We start from the raw sequence: 16788 nt of genomic DNA, 5'->3' as shown, positions 1-16788 counted from the left end.
AAACCCCGGATTTTCCCGGGTTTACGGCAATGCGACATATAGGGTCGCAAAGGCGCAGTTTAACTGCCCCGGCGATTTATAGGCAGCGTCACCTGCACCCTATAAATATGTACCACCCCCCGATCATCGGCATCGTTTTCCATTGAGGCTTATTTAATCCCTCGAGGGTCATCACAATGCCAACTTCAGAACAGAACCTGTCAACACCAGCAACGGCCCACGCATTTCCCGGCGAACACCCCGACGAGCACTATGCGCCCCTGCAAAATAGCGTGCCGCGCTGGCTTGGCGAGGCGATCCCGGTAAAACGCCAGGCATTTAGCCGCGTTCGACCAGGGATGCCCGAGCACTTCAAGCACCTGCCCGCCGCTTCGCATGCAGTTTTGAGAGCGCTCATTGCGCAGCAGTGGACCGTACAGAACAAAGTCGATCGAATACTGGAGAAACTGCAGGACGCCGCCGGTTTTGCCGAGCCGTTGCTGGTCAATGCGTTGAATGAGCGCTTCGACCTGCCGAACCTGGATGTACGTAAAACCTTCTTGCGTCTGTACATCCCTCTACAACTGGGCGCCGCCCGGATCTGGACAGTGTCGCTACTGGACGCCGCGCTGCACAATTTTGAGGAGAGTGAAACCCTTGAAGAGGCTTATGAAGCGGACTCCTCATTCATTACCAAACCCGATGAACTGGGTCATTTCCAGACAATTGCCGGCCTCAAAGAGACGGTTGGCATCGCGGGCTTTACCCGACTGTGCCGGGAGTTGGACATCGGGCGCAAATATCAGGAATACCTCGAAGATAACCTTGGCGTAACCAATCCAGTCGCCGCTGCCGTGCTGCGCCGCCACGTCGATGAAAGCCAGGAGGCGGCGTTAAAGGCTGCGCTGCTGTTCGCCCGAATGAACAGGGACGTTCAAGAGGCAAACGCGCTAATGATCAAAGGCCTGATGGATGGCCTGGAAGGCCTGCGACTGAACCGCACCTCCATGCTTTGTCACGAGCTGTCGATCCTGTCCACGCCGCTCACCGGTGTTTTGCTTTTCTCCCGACAACTTGAACAGACCCGCGACACTGCACAGATTGTGGTGTATGTCCCGGATGACCCTGAGCACCCGATCAAGCAATACCCTTCAACGAGCGATTTTGTCAGGGAGCTAGCGCGGCAACTGCGCAACCCCGATTACCAGCGCTTCTTCAGCCGGTTCATCCCGCATGAAGGCAGAGGCCACTTCTTCGGTCAACTCAATGCCAGCCTGGCTCAAATCCAGTGGCATACACCTGAGCCCGGCAGCAGTTTACCCACCTGGCGAGAGACGCCGCTGGAGGCCCCCAATCTGAACCTGGCAGCCACCCCCATCGAGGGCGACCTGCGGCAACACCTTTATCAGAGCCGGCTGAACAAGATCCTCAACGATGCACGGGCCATCGCCATCCCTACCGCGCAAGTCGATCAACGGGTTCGTTGGGCATTCCTGGATTCGGTGGCCAGCACCGCCAAATCGATCCTGGAGGTCGCTTCATTCGTACTCCTGCCATTCATACCTTTTTTGGGTGAGGCGATGCTCGCGTACATGGCCTGGCAGATGCTCGATGAAACCTTCGAAGGGATCATCGAATGGGCCGAGGGCCAGACGGCCGAAGCCTTTGAACACGTGATGGGCGCTGCCGAATCGCTCATCCAGCTGGGGATGTTTTTAGTGGGTGGCGCCATTGTCATCGGCGAGTTCCGCAAGGTACTTCCTCGCGAAATCGTAGCATTCATCGATCGGTTCAAACCCGTTGCAGGTCCTGGCGGAAAAACCCTTTACTGGAAGCTCGACCTGACGACCTACAAGCAGAAAATCCCACTGCCAGAGAGCTCGAGGCCCAATAGCCTGGGCTTGCATCAGCATGAAGGCAGAGACATTCTGCCCATCGAAGGCGAGCACTTCGTTGTCAGCAAAGACCCACTGTCCCAGAACCATCAGATTGAGCACCCGACCCGTGCCGATGCTTACAAGCCGATTCTGCGGGGTAATGGTGATGGCGCCTGGCAAACCGAGCTGGAACATCCGATGGAGTGGGATAAAGCCACATCACTGGACCGCATCGGGCACAGGGTCGAGTCGTTTTCCCCCGCGCAACGAGAACGCATGCTAGAAATCAGCGGCAGCTCTGAAGACGCCTTGCGCAAAATGCACGTCAATCAGGAACCCTTGCCGCCGCTGCTCGCCGACACGCTCGAGCGCTTTACCATCGATGAGCAGTTGCAGCGCGTCTCTGAGCAGCTGGCCAGTGACCAGCCTGAGCAATACTTGAATGCCGACCCCGCGACCCAACTTCGAATCCTGAACGAAAGCGGACTATTGCCTGAACGCAGCAGACTGCGCCTTTGGGATGAGCAAGGGCAGTTGGCCTGGGAGTCTTCGACCCGGGACGATCTAACCCCGATCGACCTGCGACAAGACCAGTTGATCGATGGAGACGTTCTCAAGACGCTGCTTCAAACACTCAACGAAGGCAAGCTCAACCTGTCGACAAATGAAGCGTTCGGTAATCCGCTCAATGCCCTTGAAAGCCGCACCCACGCCCTGAGAAAGAAGCTGGCGCAAATCATCAGGGACAATAAATCCGAACTTTTTGACGCTCATTACAAAGCCCTTGAGCAAAGCAACGACCCCTTCGTACAAGACATCGTGCAGGCTCATCCGCAGTTACCGAAAATCGTGGCGCAGGAACTTGTCAACAACGCCACGGGCACCGAACTGCTGCAAATCAGTGAAGGCCACCTACCCGAGAGGCTGGAACGGCTCGCGAGTTTTGCCGAGCAGGAAGTGCGCGTCACCCGCGCCTACGAAGGGCTGGATCTCGACGCTGTCGCAAATCCGGACACCGACACACTGATGCTCCGAAGCCTGGAAACACTGCCCGGCTGGTCCCGCGAGGTACGCCTGGAAATCCGCGATCAGTTTTATGAGGCCCCCGTGGCAGACAGCATCGGCCCTCAGGATGCGCCCATACAAAAAGTGCTGGTACGACAGAAGTCCGGCACCTTCGAGACGTTTGACGACCGCGGGCAGCAACTGCATGGGGCCTCGGATTTCTACACCAGTGTCTTGCAGGCCTTGCCTGACGCGGAGCGCCAGGCGCTGGGTTATCAAATCGGTCAAGGACACAAACTGCAGCGGGCCATACACGATTCCCCGCTGCAACGATCGGAGCTTCGAACGGCGATTGCGCACCCACCCATTCCGGCCCCCCCCATAGACACACTGCGCCTATTGGGCACGAACGGTTATCCCCGCCTCAGGAGCGAAGTACCCCGAACACTGGCAGAACGAGTGCGCGAGCTTTACCCCAGGCTTTCCCCACAGGAGAATCAGGCCCTGGTTCAAAGACTGCAAGGTCACCCCGCGGGCCCGCGCGCGGAGCTTTCTCGTCTGCGCGACGAGTATTTCCAGTTATTGAACGACCTTCAAATCTGGGCTAACAACCCACCAGCCTTTCATCCGCAAACCAACGCAAGACTCAGCCCGCTGGAAACAGCCGCACAAATACAGAACCGCAGACTGCTGCGCGAGCAACTGCTGCGTGGCTGGCGCAAAGAGACCGACTTGTATGACGCCGAAGCGGGCGCAGATCACGGCTACAGCATTGTATTTTCCCAGCCGATACTCGGCGATCTGCCGACCTTGAGCGCCGACTACGGTCACATCTCCATGCTGTCACTCAATGGCAGCAGTGCGGCGCGCGGGATCGAACCTTTCCTTGGGCGTTTCCCTGGCTTGCGTCGCCTGGAAATGCGTAATTTTGTCCTGAACCGCATGCCCCAAACGATTTCGAACATGACCGGGCTGGACGAATTGATCCTGAGTGATTGTGGCATCGCCCTCACTCCCGCAGATCAGGCATCCCTTGGCCAGTTGCATGAGTTGTCGGTACTCGACCTGGAAAACAACCCGCTTGGTTTCGCCCCCGAGGTAGACGCGCTCCCCAAACTGACCTACATCGACCTTTCCAGTACCGGCATCACCAGCATTCCCGCGGGACTGCGCAATTGCCCGCGACTTCGAACCGCCATCTTCTATGACAATCAGATAAGTGAACTGCCCGCCTTTATCTTTGAACTGCCGGGCGACATCAGCGAAGGCTTTGATTTTGCGAACAATCCGCTGTCTGCCACCTCCCGCGAGCGCATCAAAATCTACTTCGGTCAAACCGGACGGGACCTTGGGGTATTCGCCGAACAGGTGGACATCGATCGAGTGAGAGACCTGTACCCAGGGCTGGATAGAGAAGAAGCGAGTGACTATATCTATCGCTTGCCTGGCACGTTGCCGGAGGGTCGGACCGTTCTGGCGCGCAAGGAGGCCGAGCTTGCCGACATGATCAGCGACCTCACCGTATGGTCGAACGACGTTCCCAACGTCCATCCTGAAACCGGTACGCCCCTCACGGCCGATGAGATGTACCAGGAGCACGTCAAAAGGGATCAGTTCAAGCAAGACCTTGAACGTTGCTGGCGCCGAATACCCACAGTCAATGCGGCCGCCAGCGAGTTCGCGTTCGTGTCGACGCTGCCGATTATGGGTGATCTTCCAGTACTGACAGCCGGCTTCAGCCATGTCCCTGAACTGATGCTCACCAGCACCGGTCACATCGCCCCGCGAGCGAGCCAGTTCCTGGAGTACTTTCCCAACCTGGAGCGCCTGACCGTGCGCGGATACCAACTGGATAACATCCCCGACAGCGTGTTCAGGATGCGAAGCCTGAGCGAGCTGAGCCTGCCTGAATGCCGCATCACCCTGACCGAACAAACCCGCAATGGGTTGGCAGAAATGACGCGCCTTGAGCTGATCAACCTGAGGAATAACCCTTTGGGGCTCGCACCCGATCTGAGCAACATGACGCAGTTGTCATTGAACCTGAGCCGTTGTGGGCTCACGGAGATTCCGGGGGGATTGCTCAGTAACGATATCCGGGTAGACGCCGACTTGAGCTTTAACGCAATTACCGAGATGCCCGTCGACCTTTTGGAGGTCAATGCCGATATCGGTGCAGGATTTGACTTCAGCGGCAATCCATTCACAGCTGACAGCCTCCAGCTGATTGCCGATTATTACCGTCGAACCGGTAATGATCTCCAGATCGATGGGATAGCCAACATCCCGGTGCCGGTGAATGGCGTACCAGTCAATCCCGAATGAAACCTGATAGCACGCCTGCCCGAGACCATGGGGTTTGCCGACCCCATGGCGTTCGATCAGCTTATGGGTGAAACCTATCCGCGCTCCGGAGGCACCGACGACAACTCGAACGGGCTGCTGCTGCGGCGCTGGTTGCGATCTTCCCGCGGCGTGGCGCCGAAGAAGTTGCGATAAGCGCTGGAGAAGTGCGGCCCCGACGAGAAGCCGCAAGACAGGCCGATCTGGATGATCGACTTGCTGGTCTGCATCAACATCTGCCGGGCCTTGTTCAGGCGCAACTCCAGGTAATACTGGCTCGGCACGCGGTTGAGGTATTGCTTGAAGATGCGCTCCAGCTGCCGACGGGACACGCACACGTGCTGGGCGATTTCGTCGGTGGTCAGGGGCTCTTCGATGTTGGCTTCCATGAGCAGCACGGCTTGCGTGAGCTTGGGATGGCTGGAGCCGAGACGATTCTGCAACGGAATGCGCTGACGCTCCCCGCCCTCGCGGATGCGCTCGACCACCAACTCTTCCGACACCGCACCGGCCAGTTCCGCGCCGTGATCGCGGGCCAGTACTGCCAGCAACAAATCGAGTACCGACATGCCGCCGCAAGCCGTCAGGCGATCACGATCCCAGTCGAACAGATGACTGGTGGCAATGACCTTCGGGAAACGTTCGGCGAAATCGTCCTGCCAGCGCCAGTGCACGGCCGCGCGATAACCGTCGAGCAAACCCAGTTGCGCCAACGGATAAACACCCGCGGACAAACCGCCGATCACACAACCGGCACGCACCAGTTGCTTGAGCCCACTGCTGAGCGCCGGCGCCAATGCGGTGGGCGGCTCATCGGCGAGCAGGAACAGTTTCTGGAAGTTTTCGAGCTTGCCGGTCCAGGCCTCACCGGGCAATTGCCAGGCGCCTTCGACCGGTGGCTCGGCCTGCAAGAACGACAGTTCGTAGACCACGTCCGGATGCACACGCTGGGCAACACGCAAGGCCTCCTCAGCCAGCGCCAGCGTCAGAGCTTTAGTGCTGGGCCAAATCAGGAAACCAATTCGATGGGCAGTCATGGGCGGGCAATCCGAAACGAAGAACAGTGATGAAGGCATGGGCCAATGCTAGCCCGCAAATGTACGCAAATCCCGAAACCAGCAAAGATCAAATGTGGGAGCGGGCTTGCTCGCGAAAGCAGTGGTTCAGACAGCAACGATGTTGACTGATACACCGCTTTCGCGAGCAAGCCCGCTCCCACAGGGGATTGGGCCGGCATCCAGGTTGCGAAGCATGCACTATCCCGGTGCGCAACGGGAGTTCGGTTTACTTCAAGCTGCCGGAGAGGAACTGTTGCAGACGCTCCGATTGCGGGTTAACCAGCACTTCACGCGGGTTGCCGCTCTCTTCAACGACACCTTTGTGCAGGAACACCAACTGGTTCGACACTTCACGGGCGAAACCCATTTCGTGGGTCACCACGACCATGGTCCGGCCTTCCTGAGCCAGGGCCTGCATGACTTTGAGCACGTCACCCACCAGCTCCGGGTCTAGGGCCGAGGTCGGTTCGTCGAACAGCATCACTTCCGGTTCCATCGCCAGCGCCCGGGCAATCGCCACTCGCTGTTGTTCGCCGCCGGACATGTGGCCCGGGTAAGCGTCCTTGCGATGCGCCACGCCCACCTTGTTCAGGTAGTGCTCGGCCTTCTCGCGGGCTTCGGCCTTGGACACGCCCAGTACGTGTACTGGCGCTTCCATGATGTTTTCCAGCGCGGTCATGTGCGACCACAGGTTGAAATGCTGGAACACCATCGACAGGCGCGAACGCATGCGTTGCAACTGCTTCGGATCAGCCGCCTTCAGCGCGCCGTCCTTGTTCGCCACCAGCTTCAACTCTTCGTTGTTGAGCAAAATCTTGCCCGCGTGCGGCTGCTCCAGCAGGTTGATGCAGCGCAGGAAAGTACTTTTGCCGGAGCCACTGGAGCCGATGATGCTGATCACATCGCCGGCTGCCGCTTTCAGGGACACGCCCTTGAGCACTTCGTGACTGCCGTAGCGTTTATGCAGGTCTTGGACTTCAAGTTTGTACATGCGGTCGGTTCTCACAAAAACAGTCAGTCAGTCGTTGAGCAAGCGCCCGTGACGCAGCGCTTCGCGCCCCGCCACCTTGGCCAGCCAGAAACCGGGTTGGGCATAACGCAGCCGCTCAATGGCAAACAGCACCCCGGACGTACCAGCACACACCGTGCTGACCCGATCCGCCAACGGATCGATCACTTCAAAAATCTCGTCACCGGCTTCAACCCACTCACCGGGTTTACGCAGGAAACTCACCACCCCCGGATGGGGTGCCATCAGCAATTCGGTGCCTTCGAACGGCATCGCTTCGCAAGCGTCTTGCGCAGCTTGTGGCCATTCGCCACTGATCAGGCCTTGCCCGGCGAGGAACGCCAGAATGCCTTCAGCATGGGCGCAGGCCTCGGCGCGGCCGGTGTCGGCCTGGCCACCTAATTCAATGGTAGTCGCCAGGCACGCCAGTGGAATTTGCGCATCCGGGAACAGACGCGACAAACGCAGCCATGGCAGCGAGCAGGCTTCATCGAAGGAACTGCCGCCGGAGTCTTCCGCCAGCAGCCCGACCCGCACGTTCAGGTGCGCAGCCAGTGAACGCCACTGCGGCCAATGCTGCGGCAAGGCATACATGTGCAGCGCCGCTTCGGCGTCGCAGTGCAGGTCCAGCACGACATCAGCGGTGCAGGCATGGCTGAGCAGGATGCGCTGCATGCCCTGCAACTGGCTGGATGCCGGTGGCAGCGCGGCCAGTGCATCGCTCATGGCCTGGCGAATCAAACGAATGTTGGCGTGCGGGTCATCGCCCAGGTGTCCGTTCAGCGCAGCGGCCACTGGCGCGCTCAGCTCGACGAAGTCGCGGTTGAAATTCTTGCCGCTGCCCGCCTCGAAACGCCCCTGATGATTGCCCTGGAGCAATTGACTCAAGCCCAGCGGGTTCGCCACCGGCACCAGTTCGATCACACCGTTGAGCAAGCCCTGGGTTTCGAGTTCGGCCAGGCGCTTTTTCAGCTCGAAGGCTGTGCGCATGCCCGGCAGTTCATCGGCGTGCAGGCTGGCCTGAATGTAGGCCTTGCGCTCGCCACTGCCGAAGCGAAACACCGAGATCTGGCGTTCGCTGCCCAAGTGGCTCCACGGCAACACATGATCGATGCGTTCCATATCAGTGCTTCCGCGGGGCCAGGTAGCCCAACCAGCGGCGCTCGGCCAGCTTGAACAGCTTCACCAGAATGAACGTCAGGCACAGGTAGAACACGCCGGCGGTGATGTACGCCTCAAACGGCAGGTAGTACTGGGCGTTGACCGTGCGTGCGGCACCGGTGATGTCGATCAGGGTCACGATGGACGCCAGACTGGTGGTCTGCAGCATCATGATCACTTCGTTGCTGTACTGCGGCAGCGCCCGGCGCAGGGCCGACGGCAGCAGGATGCGCTTGTACATCTTGAAGCGTGACATGCCCATGGCCTTGGCCGCTTCGATCTCGCCGTTCGGCGTGGCGCGCAGGCTGCCGGCAATGATTTCGGCGGTGTAGGCGCTGGTGTTGACAGCAAACGCCAGGCACGCACAGAAGGTCGCGCTGGACAGCCACGGCCAGAGGAAGCTCTCACGCACCGCTTCGAACTGTGCCAGACCGTAGTAGATCAGGAACAGTTGCACCAACATCGGCGTGCCGCGGATCACGTAGGTGTAGAGCCAGGCCGACATGTTGACGACCGGGTTCTTCGAAACCCGCATCAGGCCCAGGGGCAACGCACACAGCAGGCCGAAGAACAGCGACAGCCCGAGCAGTTTGAGGGTGGTCAGCAGGCCGCCGAGGTACAGCGGCATGGCCTCCCAAATGACGTTGTAGTCGAAGATCATAGATCAGCCGCCCTTACGCCTACCGAGTAGCGCTTCTCAAGGTGACGCAATGCCAGCAACGACACACTGGTGATCACCAGGTACATCGCCGCCACCGCGAGGAAGAAGGTGAAAGGCTCGCGGGTGGCATCGGCCGCCTGCTTGGCCTTGAACATCATGTCTTGCAGACCCACCACCGAAATCAGCGCAGTAGCCTTGGTCAAAACCAGCCAGTTGTTGGTAAAGCCCGGGATCGCCAGACGAATCATCTGCGGCACCAGTACCCGGAAGAACACCTGGAAACTGCTCATGCCGTAAGCCATGCCGGCTTCCGCCTGCCCCTTGGGGATCGCCATGAAGGCGCCACGGAAGGTTTCCGACAGGTACGCACCGAAGATGAAGCCCAGGGTGCCGATACCGGCGGCCAACGGGTTCAGGTCGATGTAGTCGTCAAAACCGAGCAGCGGTGCGACGCGGTTGAGCAGGTCCTGGCCACCGTAGAAAATCAGCAGGATCAGCACCAGGTCGGGAATGCCGCGGATTACCGTGGAATACAGGTCGCCCAGCCAGGCCAGCCAGCGCACCGGCGACAGGCGCAGCGCCACGCCGATCAGACCCAGAACAATGGCCAGGGCCATGGACGACAAGGCGAGCTGAAGCGTCAGCCAAGCGCCATCGAGGATGACAGCCCCGTAGCCTTTCAACATGATTCAGGTCCTCGGAAGTTGGGATGAAAAAATGGCGCAAACCGCAGAGATTCTGTTGCTTGCGCCATTTCGGACTTGTCGCCTGGACGGGTTACTTGCCGTAGATGTCGAAAGCGAAGTACTTGTCCTGGATTTGCTTGTACTTGCCGTTCTCGCGAATGGCAGTAATGGCGGCGTTGAGCTTGTCCAGCTCAGCCTTGTCGCCCTTGCGCACGGCGATGCCTACGCCGTCACCGAAGTATTTGACGTCGGTGAACGCCGGGCCGACGAACGCAAAGCCTTTGCCAGCGTCGGTTTTCAGGAAGCCGTCTTCCAGCAGCGTAGCGTCTGCCACGGTGCCGTCGAGGCGGCCGGCAGCCACGTCGAGGTAAATTTCGTTCTGCGAACCGTATGGCTTGATCTCGGCACCCAGCGGGGCCAGGACTTCACGGGCGAAACGCTCGTGGATCGAACCACGTTGCACGCCGATGTTCTTGCCCTTGAGCTCGGTCAGGCCTTCGCTGACCTGAACGCCCTGCTTCATGACCAGGCGGGCCGGGGTGTTGTAGTACTTGTTGGTGAAGTCCACGGACTTCTTGCGGTCTTCAGTGATCGACATCGACGACAGGATGGCGTCGATCTTGCGCACCTTGAGCGCCGGGATCAGACCGTCGAACTCTTGCTCGACCCAAACGCACTTGACCTTCATCTCTTCGCACAGGGCGTTGCCGATGTCGTAGTCGAAACCAACGATGCTGCCGTCCGGCGCTTTGGAAGCGAACGGAGGGTAAGCCGCCTCGATACCAATTTTCAGAGGCTTTTCATCGGCGAAGGTTGGCAGGGACAGCACGGAGGACAGTGCCAGGGCGCCAAGCAGCACGAGTTTCTTCATCTTGGGACTCCATCGGTATAGGGCTGAAACGGCAGAGTGAGCGTTAGCCCAATATGCGAATGAGTAGAACCGAAAAGCAATGCTGCGTCCCGGGATACGAGCGTTGAATTCAACACCGGCAACGACGAGCGAGTGATCGGCATTCTAACGACAGGCCCGAGGCCGATATTTCTTCAATGCGACAACTAGTTACAGAAGCACCGAGAATGCCGTCAGGCGCGTTGACAGCCCATGCAAAATCATGCAAGAGCAAAAGGGAGTGAACCAATCAACATTGCAAATTGCGGGCCTATTATTGGCAAAGCCTTCTAATCCGGCAAGCGTAGCGTGGGATCTTATTTATTATCCGTGGTTGTGATGCCCTGGATCAGGGCTATGCGTTTCCCAATGCCCCGGATCGGCGCGATGCGGTTACACATTCAGTAACCTGAGCAATCGCGGGGTAACAGTAGGAATAGCCCTACGTACAAAGCCGATAATTATTGGCTACTGTTTAAGTGGTGTCTGACCGAATGCTATCGCGGGCAAGCCCGCCCCACAGTTTCATACAGCTGGACAGAGATCATCCGCACACCACAACCCCCTGTGGGAGCGGGCTTGCCCGCGAAGAGGCCGGCACAACCAACACACAATCCCCAGACATTAAAAAGCCCCGCCAGGCGCAATGCCGGGCAGGGCTCTGAGCGACTCAGACGCGACGCTTACGCCACATTCATCGTCTTGTGCGTATCAATCAAATGCTGCACCACACCCGGATCGGCCAAGGTGGAGATATCTCCCAATCCGTCGTACTCAGCAGTAGCAATCTTGCGCAGAATCCGCCGCATGATTTTCCCCGAACGAGTCTTCGGCAGCCCCGGCGCCCACTGAATCACATCCGGTGAAGCAATCGGACCGATCTCCTTGCGCACCCAGTTCTTCAACTCCAGGCGCAATTGCTCGTTCGGCTCTTCGCCGTTTTTAAGGGTGACATACACATAGATGCCCTGCCCCTTGATGTCATGCGGCACACCCACCACCGCTGCCTCGGCAACTTTCGGGTGAGCGACCATCGCGCTTTCGATCTCGGCGGTACCCATGCGGTGGCCAGACACGTTGAGCACGTCGTCCACGCGACCGGTGATCCAGTAGTAACCATCGGCATCGCGACGAGCACCGTCACCAGTGAAGTACATGCCACGGAACGTCTTGAAGTAAGTATCGACGAAGCGGTCGTGATCGCCATACAGCGTACGTGCCTGGCCTGGCCACGAATCCAGAATCACCAGGTTGCCCTCGGCCACGCCCTCGATGATGTTGCCCAGGTTGTCCACCAGCGCCGGCACCACGCCGAAGAACGGACGCGCCGCAGAACCCGGTTTCAGACCATGAGCACCCGGCAGCGGGCTCATCAGGGTCGCGCCGGTTTCGGTCTGCCACCAGGTGTCGACGATCGGGCAACGGGATTTGCCGACGTTCTTGTAGTACCAGTCCCAGGCTTCCGGGTTGATCGGCTCGCCCACCGAACCCAGCAGGCGCAGGCTGCTGCCATCGGCACCTTCCACAGCGGCAGTGCCCGAAGCCATCATCGCACGGATCGCGGTCGGCGCGGTGTAGAGAATATTGACCTTGTGCTTGTCGACGATCTTCGCCACCCGGGTGATGTCCGGATAGTTCGGCACGCCTTCGAACAGCAGCGTGGTCGCGCCATTGGCCAGCGGGCCGTAGACAATGTAGGTGTGGCCGGTGACCCAACCGACGTCAGCGGTGCACCAGTAGACTTCACCCGGACGGTAGTCGAACACACGCTCGTGGGTCATGGCCGCATACAGCAGGTAACCGCCAGTGGTGTGCTGCACACCCTTGGGCTTGCCGGTGGAACCGGAGGTGTAAAGGATGAACAGCGCTTCTTCGGCGCCCATCTCTTTCGGCGCACAAACGGTGCCCGCCACTTTCATCAGGTCTTCGTACCAGATGTCGCGATGCTGGTTCCACTTGATGTCGCCACCGGTGCGCTGGCACACGATGACCTTCTGGATGCTGCTGGTTTCCGGGTTGGTCAGCGCGTCGTCGACGTTGGCCTTGAGCGGAATCTTCTTGCCGGCACGAATGCCTTCGTCGGCAGTGATCACCACTTTCGAGCGGCAGTCGATGATGCGACCGGCCAGGGCTTCCGGCGAGAAACCACCGAACACCACCGAGTGAATCGCGCCGATCCGGGTACAGGCCAGCATGGCGACCACGGCTTCAGGGATCATCGGCATGTAGATAGTCACCACGTCGCCACGGTGCACATCCTGGCCGCGCAGGGCGTTGGCGAATTTGCAGACTTGCTCGTGCAGCTCGCGGTAAGTGATGTTGCGGCTCTCGGAAGGGTCATCGCCTTCCCAGATGATAGCGATCTGGTCACCTCGCTCGGCCAGGTGACGGTCGAGGCAATTGTAGGAAACGTTCAGGGTGCCATCGGCAAACCATTTGATATCGACATGGTGATCGTCGAAGGAAGTCTGCTTCACCGTGGTGAAAGGCTTGATCCAGTCGAGGCGTTTGGCTTGCTCGCGCCAGAAGCCGTCCGGGTTGACGACGGACTGCTGGTACATGGCCTTGTAGGTCGCCTCGTCGGTCAGCGTATTGGCCAGAACCTCGGGACGAACGGGATACAGGGAAGCCGCACTCATCTTTCTTACCTCGGTGGAATAGTTGTTTTTGTATGACCCAGTTGTAGTCGCGCCGGCCCCATAGAACCATTCGACGATGGTAGTAACAAGGCCCTACAAAATGTCCTGAATAGTTACCCAGCCAGCCAAACCGAGCATTTCCTGTCGCACCCCAACGAAGGGGATGCCTCCAAAACCCTGTGGGAGCTGGCTTGCCAGCGATGGCGGCCTACCTGACGCACAGCGCCACCAATATCAACAGCAAACCGGCCCCTCGCAGACGTACCCAATTGGATTCCAGGGATTGTTACGAAATCTGTCAAAAGTGTTTATCAAAAGCCCACCTATATGAATGCACCCCCCAGCCCTAAAATCCATCCCCGCCAAACCGGCAAACCGAGTTAACCAAGTTACAGCCCCCACGAAGGCAGTTAACCCAAACCCAAGTAATCAGATCCGCACGCAACCCCAAAAAGGTTGCGTGACCCCATTCGACCCAAGAAAGGTAAAAGCAGATGAAAGCTTTATTAGTTCTGGCCCTGGGCAGCCTGTGCTTGAACGCCATGGCCGACGAAGCCCCGACCGATGTCGCACAGCAACAACCGGTCATCGAGGAATACACTTACTCCACCAACCTGGACATCGCCAAAGTAATCTCCATGAGCGAAACCCCAAACGTATGCGAAGTGGTGCCGATGAAAATGGAATACGAAGACTCCAAGGGTCAACGGCATATCCTGCGTTACAGCATGATGGGCAATGGCTGCTCCAATGGCTGAGCAACAACGCCCGCGCTCTAAATCGAGGCGATTTCGCAGCCCGGCTTCCCGTCGGGCTCGGTTGTGTCTGGATACATCGAAAAGCTCGCAAAAACACAAGATGTAGTGAAAAACCCGGTTTTTGGTTGTTTTTTGAGCAAAAACCAATAAGCGCCCTTTTCCCCGAAAAAAAATCTATGGCCCCCAAAGCCCTGTAAACCCTCGCTCCGACCGAAAAACCCGTCCTCTCGACCGATCTGTAGGCCGATTCGCCGCACCACGACGGCAAAAATTTCCCTATAATGCCGCCCTAACGGGCCTGCAATATCCCCTTACAGGGATCAATAGCCAGTCTGAAGCCCACGCAGAGATCTTTACCGATTTCCGCGCCCGTCAGAGGCTCTCGGAACCCCGTACAAAATTCTGTTTTATTGCCTGCGTTAGCTGCCGCAAGAAACGATTTCCTTTAGATCCAACGCGGCCAGTACGGCCGTGTGAAAAACCAACCAACCATTTTCACACGGGCACTCTGGCCCTCACGCAGGAGACGACACGTCATGCTGAGCTGGGACGAATTCGACAAAGAAGACACGGAAGTAGCGGTCAAGAGCGCCAACGCTGGCCACGCCACCGAAGCCAACATGGACCGTCTCGACAGCGCCGGCGGTGCCGCCGCCCTCGAAGCACGCGCCGTGACCGCCGCTGACTCCGCCGCAGTAGCCCGCGCCAAGGCTGCTCTGGATTCTCTCGACGTCGCCGAAGGCCTCGCCGAACTCGAAGGCGCCTCCGCCCGTGTCGCCGTTGACGAAAAGCGCATGATCAACTGCCGCGCCGACCTCAACCAACTCGTACCCTTCAAGTACGACTGGGCCTGGCAGAAATACCTGGACGGCTGCGCAAACCACTGGATGCCGCAAGAAGTCAACATGACCGCCGACATCGCCCTCTGGAAAAACCCGGAAGGCCTGACCGACGACGAGCGACGCATCGTGATGCGCAACCTCGGCTTCTTCTCCACCGCCGACTCCCTGGTCGCCAACAACCTGGTCCTGGCCGTATACCGCCTGATCACCAACCCGGAATGCCGCCAGTACATCCTGCGCCAGGCTTTCGAAGAGGCGATCCACACCCACGCCTACCAGTACTGCATCGAATCGCTGGCCATGGATGAAGGCGAAATCTTCAACATGTACCACGAGATCCCATCGGTCGCGAAAAAAGCCACCTGGGGCCTCAAATACACCCGCTCCATCTCCGATCCGAAGTTCGAAACCGGCACCGTCGAAACCGACAAAGAACTGCTGCGCAACCTGATCGCCTACTACTGCGTTCTGGAAGGCATCTTCTTCTACTGCGGCTTCACCCAGATCCTCTCCATGGGCCGCCGCAACAAAATGACCGGCGTCGCCGAGCAGTTCCAGTACATCCTGCGCGACGAATCCATGCACCTGAACTTCGGCATCGACGTGATCAACCAGATCAAAATCGAAAACCCGCACTTGTGGGATGCCGAGATGAAGGAAGAAGCTTCGCAGATGATTCTGCAGGGCACTCAGCTGGAAATCGAATACGCTCGCGACACCATGCCTCGTGGGGTGTTGGGCATGAATGCGGCGATGATGGAAGACTATCTGAAGTTCATCGCTAACCGTCGCCTGTCGCAGATTGGTCTGAAGGAAGAGTATCCGGGGACTACAAACCCGTTCCCTTGGATGAGCGAGATTATGGACTTGAAGAAAGAGAAGAATTTCTTTGAGACTCGGGTAATTGAGTATCAGACTGGTGGGGCTTTGAGCTGGGATTGATCCCAGAGTTAGCCGCGATTTGACGACTTGAATCGGCAAATCGAACATCTGAAAGCCCCGATCTGATCGGGGCTTTTTTGTGGGGTAGGAAAACTCTTACTCACACTCTCAGCAAATGCAAAAGCTCCTACAGCAACCCCAGATCCATCCGTATTGATCAATATTTGAAACGTCCCTAAGCTCTACTTAGGTGCCTAAGAAACGCCCAACGTAGAAAGCTAGCCAATTACACAGACAAGTAGTCACCCCTGGTGATTTATCTTACGGCTGCGTGTGGCTTTTTGCTCGTTGGAGCTTCTTATGTCCACTTTACGTTGGGGTTAAGCCCGCCATAGTCCAACGTAGAGGTAATGGATATGCCTGAGTACAACCATCTCGTCACTCTCCGCATTGTGGGGATCGGTTATGTCTGATCTCTTCTCTGTAACAGCCTTCACCCGCCACAACCTTCCTCTCCACGCCCTCCTCCTGGAAAACCAACCATGGTTTTGTGCCCGCGATATCGGACGCTTGATGGGTTTCTATCTAAGTGAGCGCATGGTCAACAAACTAGACAAAGACCAGTACCGATCGCTGTGGATTGAGTATTACCGGCAACCGGCAAAGCAGATGATGCTCAGCGAGTCCGGTGTGTACGCGCTGTTGGTGTATCACTATGCGCCAGGAAATCGCTTGCTGCGTGAGTGGATCACTCATCAAGTGGTGCCGGCCTTACGTGATGCAGAGCAGCCAGAAAATACCGATCGCCCTTTGTTGAGTTTGCTCGAGTGGCCAGAAATGTCTCTGAGCCTGCTGCAATGGCGGGATGAGCCCTGGATTCGATTGCGGGATATGCCTTGTTTACTGCTGGGTCAACAGCAAACGTCATGGTGGCGGAAGGTTTCGCAGTTTTTCCTGCTTTAACAGGCCTCGCAAAAAGGGTGCAACCTTCTGCACCCT

11 protein-coding genes are annotated in these 16788 nt (G+C 58.1%); 4 read left to right on the top strand and 7 right to left on the bottom strand.

Annotation, left to right across the window (positions count from 1 at the left end; genetic code table 11):
- Positions 1-176 precede the first annotated feature (176 nt).
- A complete protein-coding gene (locus ASE98_RS01930; RefSeq protein WP_236707765.1) occupies positions 177-5186 on the top strand; it encodes a dermonecrotic toxin domain-containing protein in 5010 nt (1669 codons plus the stop codon).
- A 74-nt stretch (positions 5187-5260) separates the two neighbouring features.
- Here the strand turns inward: ASE98_RS01930 and argR are convergent, their stop codons facing one another.
- The 7 genes from argR to acs form a co-directional block, all read right to left on the bottom strand.
- Positions 5261-6241, bottom strand: a complete 981-nt coding sequence (argR, locus tag ASE98_RS01925; RefSeq protein ID WP_060539732.1) for a transcriptional regulator ArgR — start codon at positions 6239-6241, stop codon at positions 5261-5263.
- Positions 6242-6488: 247 nt separating this feature from the next.
- Positions 6489-7253, bottom strand: coding sequence for an ABC transporter ATP-binding protein (locus ASE98_RS01920; protein WP_007971015.1), 765 nt, complete (start codon positions 7251-7253; stop codon positions 6489-6491).
- 27 nt (positions 7254-7280) lie between these two features.
- On the bottom strand, positions 7281-8393 hold the full coding sequence (locus ASE98_RS01915) for a M14 family metallopeptidase (RefSeq protein WP_060539731.1): 1113 nt from the start codon (positions 8391-8393) through the stop codon (positions 7281-7283).
- A 1-nt stretch (position 8394) separates the two neighbouring features.
- Positions 8395-9093: an ABC transporter permease gene (locus ASE98_RS01910; protein ID WP_060539730.1), complete on the bottom strand. Its 699-nt coding sequence runs from the start codon at positions 9091-9093 to the stop codon at positions 8395-8397.
- Entirely contained in the window at positions 9090-9779 is a 690-nt protein-coding gene (locus tag ASE98_RS01905; RefSeq protein ID WP_034151464.1) for an ABC transporter permease, read from the bottom strand. The genes ASE98_RS01910 and ASE98_RS01905 overlap by 4 nt, the downstream gene beginning before the upstream one ends.
- Positions 9780-9870: 91 nt before the next feature.
- On the bottom strand, positions 9871-10650 hold the full coding sequence (locus ASE98_RS01900) for an ABC transporter substrate-binding protein (protein WP_060539729.1): 780 nt from the start codon (positions 10648-10650) through the stop codon (positions 9871-9873).
- Positions 10651-11351: 701 nt separating this feature from the next.
- Positions 11352-13307 (bottom strand): acetate--CoA ligase, encoded by a 1956-nt coding sequence (acs, locus tag ASE98_RS01895; RefSeq protein WP_060539728.1) that lies wholly within the window; start codon positions 13305-13307, stop codon positions 11352-11354.
- A 494-nt stretch (positions 13308-13801) separates the two neighbouring features.
- Here acs and ASE98_RS01890 point away from each other — a divergent pair, with 494 nt between their 5' ends.
- From ASE98_RS01890 to ASE98_RS01880, 3 genes are all read left to right on the top strand, one after another.
- A complete protein-coding gene (locus ASE98_RS01890; RefSeq protein WP_060539727.1) occupies positions 13802-14065 on the top strand; it encodes a DUF2790 domain-containing protein in 264 nt (87 codons plus the stop codon).
- A gap of 536 nt (positions 14066-14601) precedes the next feature.
- Positions 14602-15849, top strand: coding sequence for a ribonucleotide-diphosphate reductase subunit beta (locus ASE98_RS01885; RefSeq protein ID WP_007978181.1), 1248 nt, complete (start codon positions 14602-14604; stop codon positions 15847-15849).
- 405 nt (positions 15850-16254) lie between these two features.
- Positions 16255-16752: a BRO-N domain-containing protein gene (locus ASE98_RS01880; RefSeq protein ID WP_060539726.1), complete on the top strand. Its 498-nt coding sequence runs from the start codon at positions 16255-16257 to the stop codon at positions 16750-16752.
- The last annotated feature ends 36 nt before the right edge of the window (positions 16753-16788 follow it).

It is taken from the genome of Pseudomonas sp. Leaf48, assembly GCF_001421885.1.
Lineage (GTDB): Bacteria > Pseudomonadota > Gammaproteobacteria > Pseudomonadales > Pseudomonadaceae > Aquipseudomonas.
This window is presented reverse-complemented; position numbering and strand designations above follow the sequence as displayed.

What these genes read in the sequence shown, in the direction of transcription:
- ASE98_RS01930 (WP_236707765.1), top strand. Translation starts at nt 177, where the DNA reads ATGCCAACTTCAGAACAGAACCTGTCAACACCAGCAACGGCCCACGCA.
- argR (WP_060539732.1), bottom strand. Translation starts at nt 6,241, where the DNA reads ATGACTGCCCATCGAATTGGTTTCCTGATTTGGCCCAGCACTAAAGCT.
- ASE98_RS01920 (WP_007971015.1), bottom strand. Translation starts at nt 7,253, where the DNA reads ATGTACAAACTTGAAGTCCAAGACCTGCATAAACGCTACGGCAGTCAC.
- ASE98_RS01915 (WP_060539731.1), bottom strand. Translation starts at nt 8,393, where the DNA reads ATGGAACGCATCGATCATGTGTTGCCGTGGAGCCACTTGGGCAGCGAA.
- ASE98_RS01910 (WP_060539730.1), bottom strand. Translation starts at nt 9,093, where the DNA reads ATGATCTTCGACTACAACGTCATTTGGGAGGCCATGCCGCTGTACCTC.
- ASE98_RS01905 (WP_034151464.1), bottom strand. Translation starts at nt 9,779, where the DNA reads ATGTTGAAAGGCTACGGGGCTGTCATCCTCGATGGCGCTTGGCTGACG.
- ASE98_RS01900 (WP_060539729.1), bottom strand. Translation starts at nt 10,650, where the DNA reads ATGAAGAAACTCGTGCTGCTTGGCGCCCTGGCACTGTCCTCCGTGCTG.
- acs (WP_060539728.1), bottom strand. Translation starts at nt 13,307, where the DNA reads ATGAGTGCGGCTTCCCTGTATCCCGTTCGTCCCGAGGTTCTGGCCAAT.
- ASE98_RS01890 (WP_060539727.1), top strand. Translation starts at nt 13,802, where the DNA reads ATGAAAGCTTTATTAGTTCTGGCCCTGGGCAGCCTGTGCTTGAACGCC.
- ASE98_RS01885 (WP_007978181.1), top strand. Translation starts at nt 14,602, where the DNA reads ATGCTGAGCTGGGACGAATTCGACAAAGAAGACACGGAAGTAGCGGTC.
- ASE98_RS01880 (WP_060539726.1), top strand. Translation starts at nt 16,255, where the DNA reads ATGTCTGATCTCTTCTCTGTAACAGCCTTCACCCGCCACAACCTTCCT.